The sequence below is a fragment of the Calothrix sp. PCC 7507 genome (assembly GCF_000316575.1).
Lineage (GTDB): Bacteria > Cyanobacteriota > Cyanobacteriia > Cyanobacteriales > Nostocaceae > Fortiea.
Map to the genome: position 1 here is coordinate 4,258,408 of NC_019682.1, position 20,787 is coordinate 4,279,194.

Below are 20,787 nucleotides of genomic sequence, written 5' to 3' on the forward strand. Positions count from 1 at the left end.
CGCGAAATATCGATATTTTACCAGTCCGAGATAAATATCTCTGATGAAGATAAATTGTGGAGATTTTTATCAGTTAACAGTCATCAGTCATCAGTCAACAATCATCCGTTAACACAAGCAGGTAAAATAAGGCTGTTGAATGCAAATTTAGCAACCTTATTTATGACTGCTGTTGTAAACACGGCTCCTGGTTTAGCTTCTCGCCTAGTGAATGGCATACTGGCAATCAAGCCTTTAGCCAACCTAGCCAAACATCAAGCCAGACAGATGATGATTAAACGCGCTGAAAAAATGGGCGTGTTCTGGACGAAGGAAGTACAGAAATTACAGGCGCGTGATTGGACAACCGATTTAGCTAAAATAGAAAATCCTCACCTTTCCTACCCAGACTATTACCTCACCTCATTCCACGCCTACGAAACCGGGAATCTCAGTTGGCAAGCCGCTTTTGAGGTGGAATCAGCAGCTTATGCTGTCCATGCCAAAATTTGGCAAGATGCTCCGGTGCAAGGTGATGCAAAACTGCGGCAAAGTTACCATGATATCGTCAAAAGCCGCATTCCCAATCAACCGCAAGACATCCTAGACTTAGGTTGTAGTGTGGGTATGAGTACTTTAGCTTTACAAGAACTCTATCCCCAAGCTAAAATCACGGGTTTAGATTTATCTCCCTACTTCTTAGCTGTTGCCGAATACCGTTCACAGCAACGTCAGGCGCAAATCAACTGGGTTCATGCTCCCGCTGAATCAACTGGGCTACCAGATACCTCGTTTGATTTCGTTTCAATTTTCCTGGTGTGCCACGAATTACCCCAGTCAGCAACCAGACAAATATTTGCAGAGGCGCGGCGTTTACTACGTCCAGGTGGTCATTTGGCAATCATGGACATGAATCCCCAGTCTGAAATTTACAAGCAAATGCCACCTTATATTTTGACTCTGCTCAAAAGTACTGAACCCTATTTAGATCAATATTTCGCCTTGGACATTGAGCAAACCTTAGTTGATGCGGGTTTTCAAACTCCCACAATCACGCGCAACAGCCCCCGACACCGCACCGTGATTGCTCAAGTGCGTGACTGAGTTTTCTTTATTACTATGGGCAGCAATACCACCACTACTGCTGCTGAGTTACTATTATTACCGTGTCTTCACTGCTCCGTCGCTGTTGCGGTTGCTGTTGTTATTGGTCCTTGGGGCAATATCTGGTTTCGTCGCTCTCAACCTAGAATTAGGTTTTGAAACTGTAGCCAACTGGATTGTAGACTGGCAAAGGTGGCAGAGATGGCTCCCTGGTATTGCCCTGCGGCAGCTTTTGGAAATCGGACCAATTGAAGAAGGCTGCAAGTTGGTGACGGTTGTTGCGGCAAGTTACTATTACCAACGCAACTATCGATTACGCCCCAGTACAGTTTTTCTCTTCACCATAGCTGTGGCTTTAGGATTTACTGCCCAAGAAAACTGGATCTATCTTTTCTACAATACCGCATCAATTCTCGATCGTAGTATTGGTACGCCTGTACATGCTATGTTCTCTGCACCTTGGGGCTATGCCCTGGGAATGTATATTTGCTCTCACACTCGGCGACATCAATATCGGCATTTGCTTCCTGGGGCGTGGCTTAATTCTGTGATCTGTCATGCCTTAGTGAATGTTTTATCTAGTGCATGGCGTTATCCAACACCACTTAATTTCTGCAGTTATGGTTTATTTCCCTTTCTGTTGTGGATGTTTTGGCGGATGGAACAATTACTGCAAAGAGTACAAGGTAAATTCCCTGTTGTTTTGATCTCTGGAATCACGCCCCAGCAGCGTTACTGGGAACGAGGTTTATTGCTATTTGCCTTGATGCTAGGTGGGAATGCAATTTTTGGGCTGTTTCTCTTAGCCAGAAAACTCAGCCCTTTGAGTTTGTCGCAGCTTTTTTATCCTGATGTTTTGCGGTTTATACTGAGCCGTTTCTTTCTCAATTTAGTTTTTGCAGTTGTGGGATGGCTGATTTATCGTTATTTACGACGTTCAGCACAGCGAAAATTTTTTAAAATACAATTATAAAAATCCTAAGGAGTTTCTATGCAAACAACTCCAGTCCGTTGGACGACTGATGATTTAGAACTGTTCGCAGGCGATCGCCGAAATCGCTATGAGATTATTGATGGAGAATTATTTGTGACGAAAGCACCTCACTGGGATCATCAATCAAGTTGTACCAATATTGGTACGGCTCTCACGATTTGGTCAGATGAAACTGGTTTAGGTAAAGTGGCGATCGCTCCAGGAATTATTTTCTCAGATGCTGACAATGTAATTCCTGACGTAGTTTGGGCAACTAATCAACGCTTAGAACTTTTGCTAGACGAAGCTGGACACCTGACAGGTGCACCAGAGTTAGTAGTAGAAGTTCTGTCTCCTGGCGAAAAAAATGAAAAACGCGATCGCGAGTCAAAATTAAAGCTTTATTCAGTTCAGGGAGTTCAAGAATATTGGATTTGCGATCGTCTTCAGAAAAAAGTTGAAGTTTATCGTCGCCAACAGACTACCTTAAAGCTTGTAGCTACTTTATTTAGTCAAGACGAATTAACAAGTCCTTTGCTACCCGGTTTCTACTGCTTAGTCAGTAAACTTTTTTAGCCATGATATTAGTGCTTGAGATGAACACAGATCAGTTAAGATATCTGCGTCCATCTGCGGTTAAAAATCTCTAAACTCTTGCCAATACAGGCTGACTCGCCAAAGAAGTGACTGAGTTTGATTCTGACTCCGTGCAATAAATTTCACAGGAGTTATTGGGACTTTCAATCAGTTTAATCTTGTGAAGTTGAGATCCCAGTTGCTGGATGGGCGATCGCAATAAATTACTAATGTAAACTGCGATATTCTCCGCAGTGGGTACAACTTCAGCAAAGTAGGGAATGTCTTTGTTTAAAAAGGTGTGGTCAAATGGTTCTACCACATAATCTGCGATCGCCTGATGCAAAGCACCTAAATCGACAATCATGCCGGTGCGTTGATCAATTTCCCCTTTCACGGTAACTTCTAAATGGTAGTTGTGTCCGTGACCGTGGGGACGCGCACATTTACCATAAATTTCCGCATTCTCTTCATTACTCAGGTTAGGATTAGCCAGCCGATGAGCGGCGCTAAAGTGAGTGCTGATGGTGAGGTAGGCTTCCATTCCGTTTCCCATATAATCTGCCCAAAGTTCAGGATGTTCAAACAACTGCACACGGACTAGAGGCAAGTGAGGTGCTAACCGCTGCCAAATTAGCCGTGCAATATTCTCAGTAGTTGGTAGAGTTTGTTGGAATTCCGTCCATACATCGTTGAGATAAGAAAAGTCCAGTTGGCTCGTGACTTCCCGCTTAATTACCTGTTTTACATCAGACAAGTTCAGTACCATGCCATTTGCATCTAATTCCCCCATTAGGGAAACAAATAAGACATAGTTATGTCCGTGTCCAGGAAATTTAGAACCAGCACCAAATTTCTGAATATTCTCGGCTTCACTCAGTTCTGGCAACCAATAGCGATGACTTGCCGAAAATTGAGCCCGGCGATTAACAATGCATTGCATGAGTACACTGGGTAAAAAAGTTTAAATTTCTTAAAATTTCACTATTTCCAGCATAAACTAATTTCTCTCGCTTCGCTGAATCCGAAGCCAAAAGTCTAGTGCAGCACTGCGTAAATAAAGCTATTCTTTGCCAGCAGTCAAAAGCCTGTCTGATAAAAGTTCTTTCTTTTTACTTAATAACGCGCTGAAAAAATTTGTTCTACAGTCAGATTTAAATTTAGAAATGTTGGCGACTCTATACGGTCGTTTACTCTAAATTTTTTACCCCTATATTCACCCTCATTACTTAAAGAGTAAATTGTAATTGTTGGCTGTTTGGGGTCGCCTATCAACTCTTTGCTACCCAAAGCAGCATAATCCACAATCCAATATTCTTTTATACCCATTTCTTCATAATCAGCAAACTTTTTATGATAATCATCTCTCCAGTTAGTACTAACCACTTCAATCACTAATGGAATTGAATCTGGTTTACTAACAGTCGATTCTTTTTCCCATAACGGTTCATTTTTTAAGTTAGGAAGGTTCAGTAATAGAATGTCTGGATAGTAACCGGATTGTTTATTTTCCGGCTTAACTAGAACGTTTTTACTGCTTATATCATAAAGAAGTTTGAGTTCGACTGTTTTTAACAGTAGCATCCTTGCTAAAAACATAATTATTTGTTCATGTGTTCCCAGAGGTTGTGGCATTTGAATAATATCTCCATCGTGTAATTCATAACGGATATTTTCTGGTTGTGTTTCTAAAAATTCTAAAAATTCATCAAATGTAAATAGTTTTTGTAGAGATTGTGTCATAATTTTCTCCTTTGACTACGTAACAGATGCTTGGGCTTCACAGTGCAATCTCGTAGCTATACGGAATAGTTCTTGACCTGTATGCAGATAACGTTCGTCGTAGCTCAACGGGAAATAGGCCAATTCTTCTAGTCCATCGGCTACTTGATTGAGGCTGTAGTAGAGATGTGCTGCTGTTCCGGCTAAATTAGGGGGATTTGGTAGGGAACGAAAAGTAATTTGTGCTTGCTTGAGGTCATGGCGACAAGTTTGTAAGTATTCTTGAAATTCTTCTAACAATTCATCATCAAAGGGATCAGCGGCTAATTCATCCATTTGTTCTTCTAGGGAATTGAGAATGCCATCAAGTAGGCGATTGACTGGTTGATAAACTAAACGTAGCCATTCTTCAACTTGTTCATCAGCATCCCTTCCTGTCCGTCGTGTTACCTGATGACGCTTTTGTGCTGATGCTGTGCGCTGGTGGCGATCGCCTGACAATCTATCCGAAATATCCCTTAGTTGTTGGTCATAATTGAGACGGCGTTGAGTGTCCCCTAAAACCTCATACGCTGCATTAATGCGGATAATTTGCTCGTGATCTGCTGTTTTCTGATGACTGTCAGGGTGAAATAACTTTACCAAGCGGCGATAAGCTTGCTTAATCTCCGCTTGGCTAGCACTGGGACGAACTTTGAGAGTGTGGTAATGATTGGAATCGACCATTAATCTAATTGCATAGTTAGCTAACGCTAGCTGCTACCTTTGTCTCCAGGTCTTGGAACAACGGTGTACTTAAATACCTCTCGCCAAAACTGGGCTGAATCATCACAATTAAGCGCCCCTCGTTTTCTTGGCGTTGGGCGACACGAATTGCCGCAGATAATGCAGCCCCACTGGAAATACCAGATAGTAACCCTTCTTCTCTTGCCAAACGCCGACTGTAGGCGATCGCTTCTTCATCAGTGACAGTAATCACCTCATCAATTAATTCTAGCTTTAAAACTTGGGGAACAAACCCAGCGCCAATCCCCTGAATTTTGTGGGGGCCTGGTCTGCCTCCAGATAAAACTGGGCTATTGATTGGCTCAACAGCGATCGCTCGAAAGCTCGGCTTACGTGCTCTAAGTACTTCCGCTACACCAGTGATCGTACCACCTGTGCCTACCCCAGCGACAATCATATCTACCTCGCCATCAGTATCTTCCCAGATTTCCTCTGCCGTGGTTTCCTGATGAACTTTCGCATTGGCCGGATTGCGGAACTGTTGCAACATATACGCATTTGGCGTTTTGTCAACTATCTCCTGCGCCCGTCGAATGGCTCCACTCATACCTTCCATTCCAGGTGTGAGTTCCAGTTCAGCTCCATAAGCCCGCAGCATTGCCCGTCGTTCCCCACTCATTGTCTCCGGCATGGTTAAAATTAATCGATAGCCCTTGGCCGCTGCTGCCATTGCTAAAGCAATTCCTGTGTTTCCAGAAGTAGGTTCTACCAATAGTGTTTTTTGCGGAGAAATCAGTCCCTCTTCTTCTGCCGCACTAATCATACTCAGCCCAATCCGGTCTTTGACTGATGCCGAGGGGTTCATACTTTCTAGTTTCACCACAATCTGCGCCACACACCCCTCTGCTTGAGGGATACGATTTAATTGCACTAAAGGTGTCCGTCCAACAAGTTCTGTGATGTTACGAGCAATTCGCATAATTCTTTATTAGCCCTTAATCATTAGTTTTTATTCAAGACTCACAAGTCAAGGGACAAGAGCAAGAATTCATTGCTCTGGACTTTTGACTTTTGAACGCCACTTGCTACAAGCCGGGAAACCCATCCAACGCAATGGCTCCTCTTGACCCTTGACTAAATGTAGTACATGATATCCAACTGCCGCCGGGAGTCTCTTTTTTCACAAAGATCCTGAAGCGTGTAGTTTTGTAAAACCAAATTTGCTGCCTGACAAGCTTCTTGCCAGATGTCATCTACAACAGAACTATCTACAGTTCTGGGATTGATGTTTTCTTCACAGATACGCACATCTAATCCTTCCAAGCACTCCAAAATCTCTAATATTGTGATTTTACGAGGTTCTCGTGCTAACAGATAGCCACCTTTTGACCCACGTTGGCTTTTGACTATACCGCCACGCCTTAAGGTCGCTAGTAGTTGTTCTAGATAGCGATCGGGTATGTTTTGCTGTGCAGCAATCTGTCGAATTTGCAGCGGTTCGCCATTTTGGTAGTAACTTGCCATCTCTAATAAGGCAAGAATTGCATATTCAGATTTACACGATAGTTCCACAAGCAGGGTTAAAGGATGAAGGTTAAAGAATGAAGTATGAAATTTTTTATCTTTCATACTTCATCCTTTTCCTAGTATACTCCGGTTATCCACTGGGGTATGCTAGCCATGCGCTACAGAAAAAAACCCCCGTCATTAGGCGGGGGTAATAAGTTTTAAACTTTAAGGCAAATGATCAACGCTCAATTTCAGATTTAGAAGCTAAACGTTGTTCTGACAGTACCGATGATTGCACTATCTGAGTTGTTGCTTTGACCAGGAGCGGTCAAGTAAATCACACCAGGGGTGATGGAGATGTTATCAGACACGCGGTACTTGTAAAAGCCCTCAATGTGGTAAGGAACTTCACTACCACCAAGACCAGGACGGTTACGAGCATAGGGTTCTGCACCAGCAAAGATACCCAACACGTTACCCTTCTTACCAAAGTCAGCTAAGGCTACACCAGCGCCGTAGCTCCAAGCTTCATAATCATTACCAGCACCTTGCTGTGTGACATCATGGTAAGAAACAAAGCCACTAACTGAGAGTTTGTCGCTAGGTCTAAACGCTGCGGACAAACCGTAGGAATTACTGTTGGCTGCACCTGTCAGGATATTGGCTTGACGAGTACCGACGATACCACCAGAAACACCGCTATTACCATTGAGTCCAAAGCCGCCATCAAATAAAGAAGTACCAGCAGCGTTATAACCGTGCACATAGGTAGCAGCTACGGCTACGCGATCGCCAACGGCAAAGTTCAACTGTCCGAGAGCAGCGTAGTTGCCGTTAAATAAACCTGTATTAGCACCAGGATTATTTGCGTCCGATGCCAAGTAACCTATAGTGAAAGAACTTGGCTTCAAGATACCGAGGCCAACTTTTGAACCAAAGGGTACGTTGATGCCTATACCTGCGCCACCACCAATGCGATAGATGGGATTTTCAGATGCGAAAGTAGATAACGCACCATTACCACCATCGGTTTTGTCGAAGAAGTAAGGGTTGTTAACAGCTGCATAATGGCTGTGTTGCCCACCAGACGCAGCGATGTAAACTTGAGCTGGGCCAATAGGGGCTTCATAGGTCAATCGGTCGATCTTGACAGCGTTGCTACCTGTGTTACCAACGTTAAAGGTTTGTTTACCTTCTGCGGTGGTTAAAGGTAGGTCAGCGTTGTCTCGGAAGTCGAAAGCTGTAGCATTACCAGCAGCAAGACGAGTGGTCAACAAGTCTCTACCGGTGAAGCTGGTGTTTAAGCTTAGACGCACTCTGTCTTGGAAGACAGTGTTGTTGGCGCTGTCAGTTTTGCCACCGAAAGCATCAGTCACAGCGAAGATTGCTTCACCAGCAAGTTTGGTGGTGGTGGAGAACTGATGAGCTTCCAATTCTGCAGTGCGTGCTTCTAAGGAATCTACGCGACCACGGAGGGTTGCTAGTTCTGCGGAAAATTCTTCTTGTAAACGTTGTAAGGTAGCTAAATCTTGTTTTGTCACCAAATCAGCTGTTGCTGTGGCGATCAATTCGTTCACCCGATCCAAACAGGCGTTTAAACCAGCGGCGAATTCATAACGGGTTAAAGCACGATTACCGCGATAAGTACCGTTGGGATAACCTGCAATACAACCGTAGCGCTCAACCAAGGACTGCAAAGCTTGGAATGCCCAATCGGTAGGTTGCACATCGGAAAATTGAGAAACCGATGTCACCTGAGACTGAACACTGTTACTGTTACCTTCTTTGCTGTAGCGGTTAACTTGCTCGAGAACGCTGGAATCGCTGCTAGCAGGAGCTGCTTGAGCCAAAAGTTCTGGCTTTGGGGCTACTTCCGCAACCGCTTGTTTTTCAGCGGGCAATACTTCTGTGGTGGCGTTTGGTGCTGCGATCGCTGCTGCCGAAACTAACAGCGTTGCTCCCAGAACTGCCGGACTAACCACCAGGGATTTCCATAACAGATTAGACATCTTTCTTTTCTCCTCACACCTTGTATAGATAATTGTGTTTCGTTGCACCTAATTCTCAAAAATGCGGCATCTGGTTAAAATCAGCAGATGAGGCATAGTTGCTACTAATACAATTCTAGTTTTTGCAAAGCTAATAACTGATTAACTTATTATGAAAAATTCATGTAATTAACTTATGCAAAAACACACCTTTATACCATATCATTATAGAACATTTGAGCCAGATGACAAGCTAATGGCGATCGCCTTATTAACTGTCACACACTCAGGAATCAACTTACCTGCTTACTTGATCAGAAAGCAGGTTCAGTAGATTCATCGACTCCTCACCAGCGGCAAATGTTTCCAAATTGGAAAATAAAGTGGAAAGGGGTGAGAAACCTCTTAGCTGATTTGTGAAATTACTTTTGCTAAATCAAAGTCACTCTGGGTCAAACCACCCGCATCATGCGATGTGAGGCTGATTTTGACTTTATTGTAAGAAATCTCTATATCTGGATGATGTCCTGCTGACTCTGCAGGTGCCACCAACTTATTCACAAACTCAATTGCCTGGACAAAATCGTTAAAGGTGCGTGTAATTTGCAATTGAGCACCTACGACTGTCCAACCTGACAAAACACTTGTGCTATCTTGAATTTCCGCCTCAGTGAGTAGCCGTGCCATATTTAAAACTTCCTATCATGTCTTTGTGGCATCTTGCAATCTGATGGGGTCTTCTGCTGTTGTGCAAAATCTTATTTGAGGAAGATAGACGCTGTGTCAAAAGTTATGCTGCTGCCCAGGAGCGATGCAAGATATAGCGGTTTTCAGTCGAGTGCAATACAGTCTTCATCAGGGAGTCTGAATTCAGAATTCAGGAGAATGCGATATTCTGGCTCCTGACTCCTTTGAGTCCGGGTGTATTTCATTGATATGAGAATTGCTATATTGTTCTTTCTAAAGCCTAAATTTTTCAGCGTCAGCAATAACAAATCAAAAATCACCTACAAAAACTATCCGCTCTGATTTAGATCGGTGGATCTAAGTCAGAGCGGTCTAGCGGGTCTTCAGGTTGCAACCAGACTGCCGGAAGGGACTCCTAGCTCGCCTAGCTAATTGAGCTAACTTAGTATCTCAAGATGACTAAGGCTAACTTCTAGAGAACAGCTCCGGCGCGCAGCCGGCTAACTGCAACCTGATGACCCATGCATGTACTACTTTCTATCATGGGCATCACCTCCTTGTTGCCTAAGCGGTCTTAATTTCAAAAGGGCAGAGCAGTAAAGCTCTGGGCGTTTAACCTGAAATAAATATAGCACACAAATTTTAGATAAATGCACTAAAAATTAAAAACCCCCACGAGAACGCGGGGGTTGATTTGAGAATGAGGAATAATCGAGGCTAAATAGCCCTCAATTCATCATTATTTTAAAGAGCATTACCGCGAGGTAGAACTTCCTCAGGGAATACAAATTGTTCGTGGGGTTGATCTTGAGGAGCCATCCAAGCGCGGATACCCTCGTTCAGCAAAATGTTTTTGGTATAGAAAGTTTCAAACTCTGGGTCTTCGGCTGCCCGTAATTCTTGGGAAACGAAGTCATAAGCCCGCAAGTTGAGTGCTAAACCGACAATACCGATAGCAGCCATCCACAAACCGGTGACTGGCACAAACAACATGAAGAAGTGTAACCAACGCTTGTTGGCGAAAGCAATCCCGAATATCTGTGACCAGAATCGGTTTGCAGTCACCATTGAGTAGGTTTCTTCTGCTTGGGTGGGGTTGAATGCCTTGAAGGTGTTGGATGATTCTCCGTCTTCAAACAAGGTGTTTTCCACTGTCGCACCGTGAATGGCGCACAACAATGCTCCGCCCAATACCCCGGCTACTCCCATCATGTGGAAGGGGTTGAGGGTGAAGTTATGGAATCCTTGGATGAAGAGGATGAACCGGAAGATGCCTGCGACTCCGAAACTGGGTGCGAAGAACCAGCTGGATTGTCCCAATGGGTACATCAGGAAGACGCTGACAAATACGGCGATGGGGGCGGAAAATGCTAGGGCGTTGTATGGACGTATCCCTACTAGCCTGGCAATTTCAAATTGTCTCAACATGAAGCCAATGAGTGCAAAGGCTCCGTGTAGCGCCACGAATGCCCACAGTCCTCCTAGTTGGAACCATCTGGTCAAGTCTCCTTGCGCTTCTGGTCCCCACAACAGCAATAAGGAATGTCCTAGGCTGTCTGCTGGTGTTGATACTGCGACTGTGATGAAGTTACATCCTTCTAGGTAGGATGACGCTAGTCCGTGGGTGTACCACGAGGTGACGAAGGTTGTGCCGGTTAGCCATCCGCCTAGTGCTAGGTAGGCTGTTGGGAATAATAATACTCCTGACCACCCTACGAATACGAAGCGATCGCGTTTCAACCAGTCGTCTAGAACGTCAAACCACCCTCTACTGGGTGCGCGTCCAACTGCGATGGTCATTAGAGGAAATCTCCAAATGTTTATAAGTACAGGGTTTAACTTTTGTATTATGGGTTGCCAGGATTTAGCTCTCCATAAACAAAAAGCGAACTGGGTTGTCAGTCTAGTTTACAATTTTTTACTGACTTTAATCATATTAGGTGTAAATTACTTATTTTTCTAGAGTTTTTTTCATAAAATTTAATATTTATACATTTAGGGGACTGGGTGATGAGGAATATTGGGATGGGGATTCAAACTCCGACCATATCTTGAAAGAATTTATTTCCCAGTCCCCACCCCGATCCCAGGATTGGACAGCTAACGCTAGAATAAGTGCTACAGTTGAGTTTTATTATTGCTAAATGTTTACCATTGACCTAAGCCTGAGAAATACTGCCTTCCCTATATCAGTACAACGTAAGTCAGCAGAAGATGCAGAGGCTGTCTACCAGCTAATTTTGGCAGCGATTCGCTCTGGCAATCCTGACGTTGTGGAACTCAAGTGTGAGGGCAAGACAGAGAAAAAAATTGCCGTCCGTGCTAGTGAAATTTCTGGGGTACAGATTACCCAGAAAGATGGTGTCACCACTAGTAGTGGCAGACCACCTGGTTTTGTCACTTTAGCTGCTGAATAACCAAGGTGTGTAAATGGCAGAAGTAGGCATCGAAGTTAAGGATTTACACTTCAGTTGGCCTAATGGAGAGAATGCGATCAAATCTTGTTCTCTAGAAGTACCCAAGGGTGAATTTTGGATGCTCTTGGGTACAAACGGTAGTGGCAAATCAACATTACTCAGACTGCTGGCGGGGTTATTAGCTGCCCAGTCTGGAAAAATTCGAGTTCTGCATCCCGTTGGCTTTGTGTTTCAGAATCCTGACCATCAGCTAGTAATGCCAACAGTTGGCGCTGATGTGGCTTTTGGACTTGTAGAAGAAAAATTACCAGCGGTGGCTGTGAGAGCCAGGGTAGAAGAGGCTCTAGGGGCAGTGAATTTGCAATCTCTACAACGACGACCTATCTACGCTCTGAGTGGGGGGCAAAAACAGCGAGTGGCGATCGCTGGTGCGATCGCTCGTCGCTGCGAAGTCTTATTATTAGATGAACCAACTGCTCTGCTTGATCCAGATAGTCAACTTGATTTAGTGGCTGGTGTGCGACGTCTTGTCAAAAGTCGTGGCATTACAGCCTTATGGGTGACGCATCGCTTAGATGAATTGAATTACTGTGACGGCGCATTTTTACTAGAAAATGGCTCTCTTGTGGATCAGGGTGAAGCCCAGCGCCTCAAACAGCGTCTAATGGAAATAGACACAGCCGCTTCTTAATGTCTATGTTTTCGGCCAGGTTTCATTTGAAATTAATAATTCATTACCAATATTAAAAGAACTACAACGCGCCTTTAGAGGCGCGTTTTTAGTTCTTACATCTACCTCAAGACAACTTTTCTCATCCCATAGTATTTTTTCTTTTCTGTAACATAGTGTTACAAGGGATGCTTCAACTAATATATAGAGTTATGAATGAATTTTGTTAACTCTAGATAATTGTGATTAAAAACCATGTCCCGTCCCTCACACGAAGCCGTTTTGTTAGTAGACGGCTACAATATAATTGGCGCTTGGCCATGCCTGAAAAAAACCCGTGACAATGCTGGACTAGAAGCTGCGCGGGGGGAACTCGTTGAAGCTATGACTAGTTACAGCTCGTTTCAGGGTTATGATACTCAAATAGTTTTTGACGCTCAATACCACAATGCTTCTAGTAATAAAGAAATTATTACAGAGCTTTTATCAGTTCATTACACTGATTTTGGGCAAACAGCAGACACATACATTGAAAAAACTTGTGCATCTTTACGCTACCAAATAGCACAATCTCGAATTGCACGTATGATTGTTGCCACATCAGATCGAGCGCAGCAATTGACGGTACAGGGATATGGCGCTGAATGGTTGTCTGCACAACAACTGTGCGGCGAAGTCGAGACTACAGTCTGTCGAATGCGGCACAAGTATCAATCACGCAAGCAACCTCAGAGTAGATTTTTAGCAAATTCCATAGATGCCAAGGCCCGTCAACGCCTGGCTGAACTGCGAATGGGATTCTCTAATAAATATTAGCTTGAGAATATTAGCATTAAAACTCTCTGTTTAGTCTCCAAGATGGGTTTTGACTGTAAAGCGATGTATTTTAGCATCTAAAAAAAATTGGCGAAAGTACTTGCCAAATCCTATCTCTTAGCATTATCATTATAAATTGTGAGCGTTCCTCAGTAGCTCAGTGGTAGAGCGATCGACTGTTAATCGATTGGTCGCTGGTTCGAATCCGGCCTGGGGAGTTAAAAAAGTTAATTTAAAGCTTAGGTGCAGATGATAGCTATTTCGTATATCAATGCCTCTGAAAAGCTTTGATATTCACTGCAAGTGGCTAGCCTTCTATGCCAGAAGTACGGATATATCTATAGCTATGGGCGAACAACTCATGAGACTGGAGCGCTACGTCCAACTTGAAATATAGTACTTGTACAGTGGATGAAAACTAGCTGATCGCTTGTTGAGTTTAGAGGCTGAATTGTGACCATTCACTACCGAATTGCCGCGATGGCTGATCTCACTATTCTTTAATTAGACATATTACCAAAACCAACTTTTGCCTACTGGACAAGATAACTCACAAAGAGTTCCTTTCGGAGAAAGGGAAACGCGCCTAAATTTTCCTTTGAATTGTCGAGCTAAATTTCTAAACTGCTGTGTTCCCTGACCTTCGCTAGATGAGTTCATACCCAAACCGTCATCTATAACTGCCACAGTATAGCAACCTTCGGATGGCGAGCAAGTAACTACAAGGCGGGTTACTCCCGTAGCGTGTTGACCAACATTGCACAAAGCTTCTTCCAGGAATCGGCAAAATCCTCGCTTTTGTTCAATACTTAAGTGTGAATTGTCTATAGGCTCAAATGTCCTGATTTTCACCTTGAGGGTTTTAAAACAAGGAAAGTCTCGCTCTAACGTATAACTGTAAATTTGATAGAGAATTTCGTGCAGCGGATCGTTTAGGTTTATTACGAGACCTTTTCCTAAATAGAGGCTACTGTCTTGATTTGTAGGTTCTTGTTGTAGAAATTCATAAATACCTCGGAGATCATTGTTCAATTTTTCAAGTTCTGTTTGAATTTCGAGTAATAATTCATCTGTTGGTAAATCCTCCTAGAAGTCGCTCTCATTATCAGTTTACCAAAAACTTATATAATATTCTCACCTGCTTTAAAAAAGCTTTATGTCGATATGATAATCCAGTTACGTTCAAACTTTATTTAATAAAAAAAATCGGTGTAGGAGACAGTCCTATACCGTTTATTATGTATGCATTAAGTCAGTTTCGGCGGTTAACTAGTACCGCAAGGCGGAAGTCAAAAGTCAAAAGTCAAAAGTCAAAAGTCAAAAGTCAAAAGTCAAAAGTCAAAAGTCAAAAGAATTGTATTCTGGGCTTTTGCTCCATTTGAAATGGTATGTTTATTTACGCCGCGATGTACTAGGGAGAGAGGTTTTGAGGCTTCGGGGTTGTTTGGAAAGTCGTACAGTATGCCGGATAACCTTTATGCAAAGCTCTCAATGATACAGATGCGTTGGTAAGGGTACGGCACTAGTATATTTGCGATAAAATTAAGGAAGATTGCAGTTTTAATGCACTAATGCGATCGCTCTTTTTGTCAAAGTCTCCGCAGTCAATCCATTAAACGCCATCAACTCACCAGCGCTGGCTGTGGTTTCCCCACGCTTCCAGGCGAAGGTATCGCGCTTGCTGCTGCTGCGTAACAAAATTGGTTCTAGCATTGCTGCAGCACCACCAGTTACACCAATTAGCGCATCACCAGCAAATAATTCGGCAAATTTATCATCCTCTAAGAAACCACCATCGGGTTCGGAACAAGTTTCCCATGCAGTATCATCAGGACGATATAAACGGCGGGGATTGATAATAGAAACTATCTTGACTCCAATACCTTCAGTTTCTAAGAAAGCTGCGGCTTCAAATACTGGGATTAGTGTTAAATCACCAATAACAGCAAATACAACTTGTTTTGCACCAGTGACTTCATGTAATAACACCGCACCGTCGCGTAAACCTTGGCGGGTTTGTTCTAATGTGGTGCGAATTGGTAATGGTGACTTACTTGCAGTAATCACAATTCCCTTATTTTTAGTTTTCAATGCCCAGTCATAACAGGCTTGAATGCTGTTAGCATCGGGAGGGAATAATGGGAATATATTTCCATTCCGCATGAGGGAAGCAAAATAAGCTTCTATTTCTGGACGTTGGTGAGTCCAACCGTTGCGCCCTTGCTCTAATGCCCCAGCAGTAAATAAGGTAATTGTTGAAGGTGTTTGACGGCGTAATTCTGCCATTGCTTGGGTGACGGTTTGCCAAATTGGTAAGCCGTTGATGGCAAAAGATTCATAAGAACACCACAGAGTTCTTGCACCCATTAACGCTAAACCTGCGGCTAAACCTGCACAAGCATCTTCACTCAATGGTTCATAAACTTGTCCGTTTGGTGCTTGGTTATATAAGTCGTCGGTTGTGGGGTGGATAATCTTGAGTGCTTGGTTGATGTTGGCAATTCCTGATGCTTCGTTACCATCGGCGTTGGTGACAAGGAAATTTGGATCTTTCTTCCCAACTATTCCTACTAATCTTCCCATTGCTGTTGTGGCAACTTTGGGATCTCCACCAACTGCATATTCTTCTAAAGGTAATTCTCCTAAGTCTGGTAATGGTAATTCAAATTCTGTGACTACTGTTTTAGCTGCGGGGCCACCACTGGCGCGTTCGGCGTTGGTGCGTACTGTTTGCCAAGCCTCGGCTGATAAGGCGCGGGTTTGCAAGGCGCTGATGATATGGGGTGCGTCGAGGGTATCTTTGGGATAGAGGTTGTGAGATTTTGCACCTGTGGCGTGAACACCTGCACCTTTGAGTTGTTTGATGATGAAGACGGTGAGTTTACCGCTTGCAGCTGATTTTGCGGCTTTATCGACAGCAACGAGTACGGCTTTGGTAAATTCCAGGCGTTTCTCGAAGGAGAAGGCGGTACTATCAACATAATCCCCTGGTTGGTTTTGGTCGTCGAATTCTTTAGCATCGACTAGCACGACTTCATCAAAACCGTTACCTTGCCAGTAGGCTATCATCTGTGCGTTGGTTTTGAGGGAAACCATGCTGTGGTGTTCTTGGCTGTAACCGTTCCATACCAATACTGGTAAGAAGTTGGTGACACTGGGGTAAGCTGTATGGAAGTGGGCGATCGCACTCACAATATAAGGCTCACCCAATCCCCCATCCCCCACAGTAAAGGGGAATAATTTATCTCGATGCAGCAATGCAGCCGACATTGCAAAGTGTTGCCCTTGTCCCAAAGGCCCTGCGGGTGCGAGAATACCGGGAATGTAACCGGAGAGGTGTCCTAAAAGTCCATGCTTTTCCCGGAAGCGATCGCGCAATTGTTGGACTGTAAAGATTCCCATATCTTCCAAGGAGCGATCCAGGAACATGGCACTATAAAATCCAGGGGCATGGTGTCCGACTTCGGTAATAATGTTTTTGTACCCTAACATGACCAAAGCTGCATAGGCTTCCGCTTGACTAGCAAATCCACCAGGATGTCCAGAAGCTTTACTACCTGTGATTTGTAGCGTTAGGTAACGTAAGGCATCGGCGGCGAGTAAGGTTTGATATACGGCTGCTGGATCGGTAGGATCGGCGATCGCTATTTTGCCAGAAGCGATCGTAGGGGTTGCACCATAGGTTTCAAAACCTGGTAGCGCTTCCCCAAAATATTGAATTCCTTCACAAAAATTGGGAAGCGCTGAAGATGCTTTTGGGGTGATTGCCGTCATGCTGAGTACCTTATAAGGATGAGGAGCAACTGTAAATGCTCGTTCAAGTTAACAAAAATTTTACAACTATCAGGTTGTATCAGTTGATTGCAGTTTGGCAATAGTCAAGATAAGCAGCTTCAATGCAAATTAAAAAAAATTTAATGTTGTTTTTTGAGTTTCATTGCCAAAAAAGAGTTATCCACTAAAAACAGCCTATGAAACTGCCAAAAGGCCCCCAATCCCCAGCGCTTGTACAGATGCTGCAATGGATCTTTCGTCCTATGCCGTTTATGGCAGAATGTGCAGAGCGCTATGGCGACATCTTCACTATGCAATTGAATGGCCCTGTGGTGTTCACTTGCAATCCCCAAGCGTTACAGCAAATGTTGACTAGTGATACCAAAGAATTTACAGCTCCCCGTGATTGGAACATGGTTTTTGAACCAATGCTAGGGAAAAATTCTTTAATTACAGTTGATGGGGAGGTACATCGCCGTCAACGCCAATTGTTAATGCCTCCCTTGCATGGCGATAGAATGCGAACCTATGGACAGGTAATTAATGATGTCACAGAGCAAGTAATTAGCCAATGGCAAATAGATAAACCTTTCTGTGTGCGATCGGCAATGCAAGCTATTACCATGCGGGTAATCATGCAAGCCGTGTTTGGATTATATGAAGGGCCACGCGCCGAGGAGTTGGAGACAGTCTTAGCGACAATGTTAAATGAGTCCTCCCCCTTCCGGGTGATCGAACTCTATTTTCCGGCTCTACGCCAGGATTTTGGGCCTCGGAGTTCTTGGGGGAGGTTTATCCGTCGCCGCCAGCGAGTGCATCAACTTCTGAATGAGGAAATTCAGGAACGACGAGATAACCCTGATGAGTCACGCACAGATATTCTGAATTTACTCATGGCAGCTCGTGATGAAGACGGTCAACCAATGACTGATGAAGAACTGCGTGATGAATTGATGACGCTGTTGACAGCCGGACACGAAACCACTGCAACTGCCTTAACCTGGGCTTTGTACTGGATTCATAAATCACCATCAGTGCAAGAAAAGCTGCTGGCAGAACTCGATAATTTAAGCGATCGCTCAGACTCCACTAGTATTCTTAAATTACCCTATCTCAACGCTGTTTACTCGGAAACCTTGCGGATTTACCCAGTGGGGATGCTGACTTTTCCACGAGTTGTCAAAACACCTGTATCTCTGTGTGGTTACGAATTAGCACCAGGTACTGTTGTGCTGGGTTCGATTTATTTGACCCACCAACGAGAAGATTTATACCCACAACATCAGCAATTTAAACCAGAACGCTTTTTAGAACGCCAATTTTCACCCTATGAGTTTTTGCCCTTTGGCGGTGGTGTCAGACGCTGCATTGGGATGGCGTTCGCTCAGTTTGAAATGAAAGTAGTACTTGCCAAAATTCTTAGTAGCTGGGATTTAGCATTAGTTGATCACCGTGACGTGCAACCCAAGCGTCGCGGTTTAGTGACAGGGCCTGATCGTAGCATTCAGATGGTTGTAAAAAGCCAGCATCAGCCAAAGTCTCGTACTTTAGTCCACCCACAAGGGGATAGTCACAACAACTAACATGTGTAAGGGCGAACGGTTGTTCGCCCCTACGCCCTGCAAAAGAACAAAATCTCTCCTGAGATATGTTAGATAAATAGCGATCGCCACTAAACTGACATAGCAATATTGATTTTTTATACATATAGCTATGTTAGATATCTATATCATTAACTTATTGGTGATTGGTCTACTATTGCTAATCGTCACATTAGGTTCTGGTTGGATTTCGCGCTTACCACTTTCCTTTGCTCTTATCTACCTATTGGTTGGGATTTTTTTAGGTCCCTATGGCTTAGGATTGATTCAATTGCGCCGTGATGATGTATTCAATGCAGAATTTCTACAACGCCTCACAGAATTGGTGGTAATTATTTCTGTATTTAGCTGTGGTTTAAAAATAGTTCGACCTTTAAACTTTAAAGTTTGGGCTATTACAATTAGGCTTATTGGTTTTTTAATGCCGATTTCAATTTTTTCTTTAGCTATTGTCGGCAAATTATTGTTAAATTTAGATTGGGGAGCAGCTATTTTATTAGGTGCAATTCTTGCCCCCACCGATCCAGTCTTAGCCTCAGAAGTGCAACTAACTGATACTAAAGACAAAGATGAGTTACGCTTTGGTCTAACTTCAGAAGGTGGATTAAATGACGCTTTAGCATTTCCCTTTGTTTATTTTGGGCTTTATGCCTTAAAAGATAGTAACTGGGATAACTGGTTTAAACAATGGTTAGCAGTTGATTTAATTTGGGCGATCGCATCCGGTATTGTGATGGGCATTATTATTGCCAAAGCAATAGTTTGGCTTGATAAACAAGTCCAAAAGCACCGTTCTGCTAATGAATTAATGGAAGATTTTATTGCCATCAGCATGATTTTACTGACTTATTCATTAACAGAAATTATCAACGGCTATGGATTTTTGGCAGTATTTGTAGCTGGCTTAGTTGCCCAAAAAAGTTACCGAAGCTCAGAAAAGCCACTAGGGCAATTAGAATTTATTGAACGACTAGAAAAGCTACTAGAAGTTGCAACAATCTTATTACTAGGTTCGATATTACTATTAGAGCCAATTGTTAAGTATTCAACTCAATCTTTTTTAGTTATATTTCTGTTATTCTTTCTCATCCGTCCTCTGGGAGTCTGGATTAGTACAATTGGTGTAAGTCCTGTAGATTCCCATCGCCGCACCTTACACCCAAGAACTCGCTGGTTACTTGGTTGGTTTGGCATTCGTGGTGTAGGTTCTTTATATTATCTTGCTTATGCATTTGGTCATGGCTTAAAAGGCGAAACTGCTGAACAAATAGCTTGGATAACTTACACCACAATTGTAGTTTCGGTGATTGTACATGGAATTAGTGCTACGCCTTTAATGAATTGGTATGAGCGTAGTATTGCCAACCAAAGAAAGTCTACTTCTCGCACCACCATTGATGAATTTGAATAGAGCTAATTACAAGTTCAAATGTACTATAGCGGTTCTCATTCAGATGCGGTACAAAATCATATCGGAAACTGTAGGGGCACGGCACTGCCGTGCCCTTATGGGTGTACCTCTCGTCACCGAGAATTGCTATAAAAATCAATCAAATTTTTAATCTAAAATTCTTTTATCATCAGGACTGTAGAGCAAAATGTGAAAATTTAAGTATTTTAAAGGTGAAGAGGTACTAAAAATGCATACAGTAAAAGGTTGTGACTACCTTGTATAGTATTTTTCTCCGATGAAAAAGTTTTTTTTTGGCACTGCATGTGCTATCTTTATTCCCTGTGGTATTAATTTGCTGGAAGCATCATTTAATTCCACTGCCTACGCCCTAGACGATTCTAAAATGACAGTCTGCGAAATTCCTCCAACCAGACCTACAGGAGGAAACACCCTAGCAAGAATGTTAGCTATACAACTATGTGAGCAGCCCCAGTTAAAGAATCAACAGACACTCACTACACCAGTGAGAGAATCCGATTCGTCATCTGCGGTGCCATCATCAACACGACAAAATCAGGACTCTAATGAAAAATTAGACGGTGTCAACACCAGAGTTTGTAAACTTCCAACTGATGGAAGCACTGGAGGAAGTATACAAGTTAAACAACAGTGTAATCTAGTTCGATGACAGTAGCATAAATACAGCGTTGCTGAATATGTAATAATTTGCAATGATCTAGAGATTGAAAATCCAATTTGATATCAACTATAGAACTAGTATTTGATTTTTGAAATACACGTAGTAGTAGTAGTAGTAGTAGTAGGGTGGGCAGTGCCCACCACATCCAGGGT

General features: G+C 43.2%; 20 protein-coding genes and 1 tRNA gene. 11 read left to right on the forward strand and 10 right to left on the reverse strand.

Annotation, left to right across the window (positions count from 1 at the left end; translation table 11 throughout):
* The first annotated feature begins 162 nt into the window (after positions 1-162).
* The 3 genes from CAL7507_RS18150 to CAL7507_RS18160 are packed head-to-tail and all read left to right on the forward strand — an operon-like array spanning position 163 to position 2,632.
* Positions 163-1,083: a class I SAM-dependent methyltransferase gene (locus CAL7507_RS18150; protein WP_015129944.1), complete on the forward strand. Its 921-nt coding sequence runs from the start codon at positions 163-165 to the stop codon at positions 1,081-1,083.
* On the forward strand, positions 1,076-2,056 hold the full coding sequence (locus CAL7507_RS18155; RefSeq protein WP_015129945.1) for a PrsW family glutamic-type intramembrane protease: 981 nt from the start codon (positions 1,076-1,078) through the stop codon (positions 2,054-2,056). Before CAL7507_RS18150 ends, CAL7507_RS18155 begins: the two co-directional genes overlap by 8 nt.
* 18 nt (positions 2,057-2,074) lie before the next feature.
* A complete protein-coding gene (locus tag CAL7507_RS18160; protein WP_015129946.1) occupies positions 2,075-2,632 on the forward strand; it encodes a Uma2 family endonuclease in 558 nt (185 codons plus the stop codon).
* 70 nt (positions 2,633-2,702) lie between these two features.
* On the opposite strand, the gene CAL7507_RS18165 is transcribed toward CAL7507_RS18160, so the two are convergent.
* The 6 genes from CAL7507_RS18165 to CAL7507_RS18190 all read right to left on the reverse strand — a co-directional run bounded on the left by CAL7507_RS18165 (position 2,703) and on the right by CAL7507_RS18190 (position 8,598).
* Complete coding sequence (locus CAL7507_RS18165) at positions 2,703-3,575, reverse strand: 6-carboxytetrahydropterin synthase (protein WP_015129947.1); 873 nt, start codon at positions 3,573-3,575, stop codon at positions 2,703-2,705.
* 173 nt (positions 3,576-3,748) lie between these two features.
* Positions 3,749-4,375: a Uma2 family endonuclease gene (locus tag CAL7507_RS18170; protein WP_015129948.1), complete on the reverse strand. Its 627-nt coding sequence runs from the start codon at positions 4,373-4,375 to the stop codon at positions 3,749-3,751.
* A gap of 15 nt (positions 4,376-4,390) precedes the next feature.
* Complete coding sequence (locus CAL7507_RS18175) at positions 4,391-5,080, reverse strand: J domain-containing protein (protein WP_015129949.1); 690 nt, start codon at positions 5,078-5,080, stop codon at positions 4,391-4,393.
* Positions 5,081-5,096: 16 nt separating this feature from the next.
* Positions 5,097-6,059 (reverse strand): cysteine synthase A, encoded by a 963-nt coding sequence (gene cysK, locus CAL7507_RS18180; RefSeq protein WP_015129950.1) that lies wholly within the window; start codon positions 6,057-6,059, stop codon positions 5,097-5,099.
* 155 nt (positions 6,060-6,214) lie between these two features.
* The gene (locus CAL7507_RS18185; protein WP_042342260.1) at positions 6,215-6,652 is read right to left on the reverse strand and encodes an Rrf2 family transcriptional regulator; all 438 of its coding nucleotides are present in this window, start codon (positions 6,650-6,652) and stop codon (positions 6,215-6,217) included.
* A gap of 194 nt (positions 6,653-6,846) precedes the next feature.
* Positions 6,847-8,598 (reverse strand): iron uptake porin, encoded by a 1,752-nt coding sequence (locus tag CAL7507_RS18190; RefSeq protein WP_015129952.1) that lies wholly within the window; start codon positions 8,596-8,598, stop codon positions 6,847-6,849.
* A 175-nt stretch (positions 8,599-8,773) separates the two neighbouring features.
* Here CAL7507_RS18190 and CAL7507_RS32415 point away from each other — a divergent pair, with 175 nt between their 5' ends.
* Positions 8,774-8,911 (forward strand): hypothetical protein, encoded by a 138-nt coding sequence (locus CAL7507_RS32415; protein ID WP_160166343.1) that lies wholly within the window; start codon positions 8,774-8,776, stop codon positions 8,909-8,911.
* Between the two features lie 71 nt (positions 8,912-8,982).
* Here CAL7507_RS32415 and CAL7507_RS18195 read toward each other — a convergent pair whose 3' ends face one another.
* Positions 8,983-9,264: a 4a-hydroxytetrahydrobiopterin dehydratase gene (locus tag CAL7507_RS18195; RefSeq protein WP_015129953.1), complete on the reverse strand. Its 282-nt coding sequence runs from the start codon at positions 9,262-9,264 to the stop codon at positions 8,983-8,985.
* 744 nt (positions 9,265-10,008) lie between these two features.
* The gene (psbD, locus tag CAL7507_RS18200) at positions 10,009-11,064 is read right to left on the reverse strand and encodes a photosystem II D2 protein (photosystem q(a) protein) (RefSeq protein ID WP_015129954.1); all 1,056 of its coding nucleotides are present in this window, start codon (positions 11,062-11,064) and stop codon (positions 10,009-10,011) included.
* A gap of 344 nt (positions 11,065-11,408) precedes the next feature.
* Here psbD and CAL7507_RS18205 point away from each other — a divergent pair, with 344 nt between their 5' ends.
* The 4 genes from CAL7507_RS18205 to CAL7507_RS18220 all read left to right on the forward strand — a co-directional run bounded on the left by CAL7507_RS18205 (position 11,409) and on the right by CAL7507_RS18220 (position 13,385).
* On the forward strand, positions 11,409-11,681 hold the full coding sequence (locus CAL7507_RS18205) for a hypothetical protein (protein WP_015129955.1): 273 nt from the start codon (positions 11,409-11,411) through the stop codon (positions 11,679-11,681).
* 13 nt (positions 11,682-11,694) lie between these two features.
* Entirely contained in the window at positions 11,695-12,372 is a 678-nt protein-coding gene (locus CAL7507_RS18210) for an ABC transporter ATP-binding protein (RefSeq protein WP_015129956.1), read from the forward strand.
* Between the two features lie 234 nt (positions 12,373-12,606).
* On the forward strand, positions 12,607-13,167 hold the full coding sequence (locus CAL7507_RS18215) for an NYN domain-containing protein (RefSeq protein WP_015129957.1): 561 nt from the start codon (positions 12,607-12,609) through the stop codon (positions 13,165-13,167).
* 146 nt (positions 13,168-13,313) lie between these two features.
* Positions 13,314-13,385: transfer RNA gene (locus CAL7507_RS18220), tRNA-Asn, on the forward strand.
* A gap of 295 nt (positions 13,386-13,680) precedes the next feature.
* Here the strand turns inward: CAL7507_RS18220 and CAL7507_RS18225 are convergent.
* On the reverse strand, positions 13,681-14,199 hold the full coding sequence (locus CAL7507_RS18225; RefSeq protein ID WP_052331551.1) for a sensor histidine kinase: 519 nt from the start codon (positions 14,197-14,199) through the stop codon (positions 13,681-13,683).
* 528 nt (positions 14,200-14,727) lie between these two features.
* Complete coding sequence (locus CAL7507_RS18230; protein WP_015129958.1) at positions 14,728-16,941, reverse strand: transketolase; 2,214 nt, start codon at positions 16,939-16,941, stop codon at positions 14,728-14,730.
* 197 nt (positions 16,942-17,138) lie between these two features.
* Here CAL7507_RS18230 and CAL7507_RS18235 point away from each other — a divergent pair, with 197 nt between their 5' ends.
* The 3 genes from CAL7507_RS18235 (at position 17,139) to CAL7507_RS18245 (ending at position 20,623) form a co-directional block, all read left to right on the forward strand.
* On the forward strand, positions 17,139-18,524 hold the full coding sequence (locus CAL7507_RS18235) for a cytochrome P450 (RefSeq protein WP_015129959.1): 1,386 nt from the start codon (positions 17,139-17,141) through the stop codon (positions 18,522-18,524).
* 130 nt (positions 18,525-18,654) lie between these two features.
* A complete protein-coding gene (locus CAL7507_RS18240) occupies positions 18,655-19,953 on the forward strand; it encodes a sodium:proton antiporter (RefSeq protein ID WP_015129960.1) in 1,299 nt (432 codons plus the stop codon).
* A gap of 277 nt (positions 19,954-20,230) precedes the next feature.
* Positions 20,231-20,623 carry a hypothetical protein gene (locus CAL7507_RS18245; RefSeq protein WP_015129961.1) on the forward strand — a complete coding sequence of 131 codons (393 nt, stop codon included), beginning with the start codon at positions 20,231-20,233 and terminating at the stop codon, positions 20,621-20,623.
* The last annotated feature ends 164 nt before the right edge of the window (positions 20,624-20,787 follow it).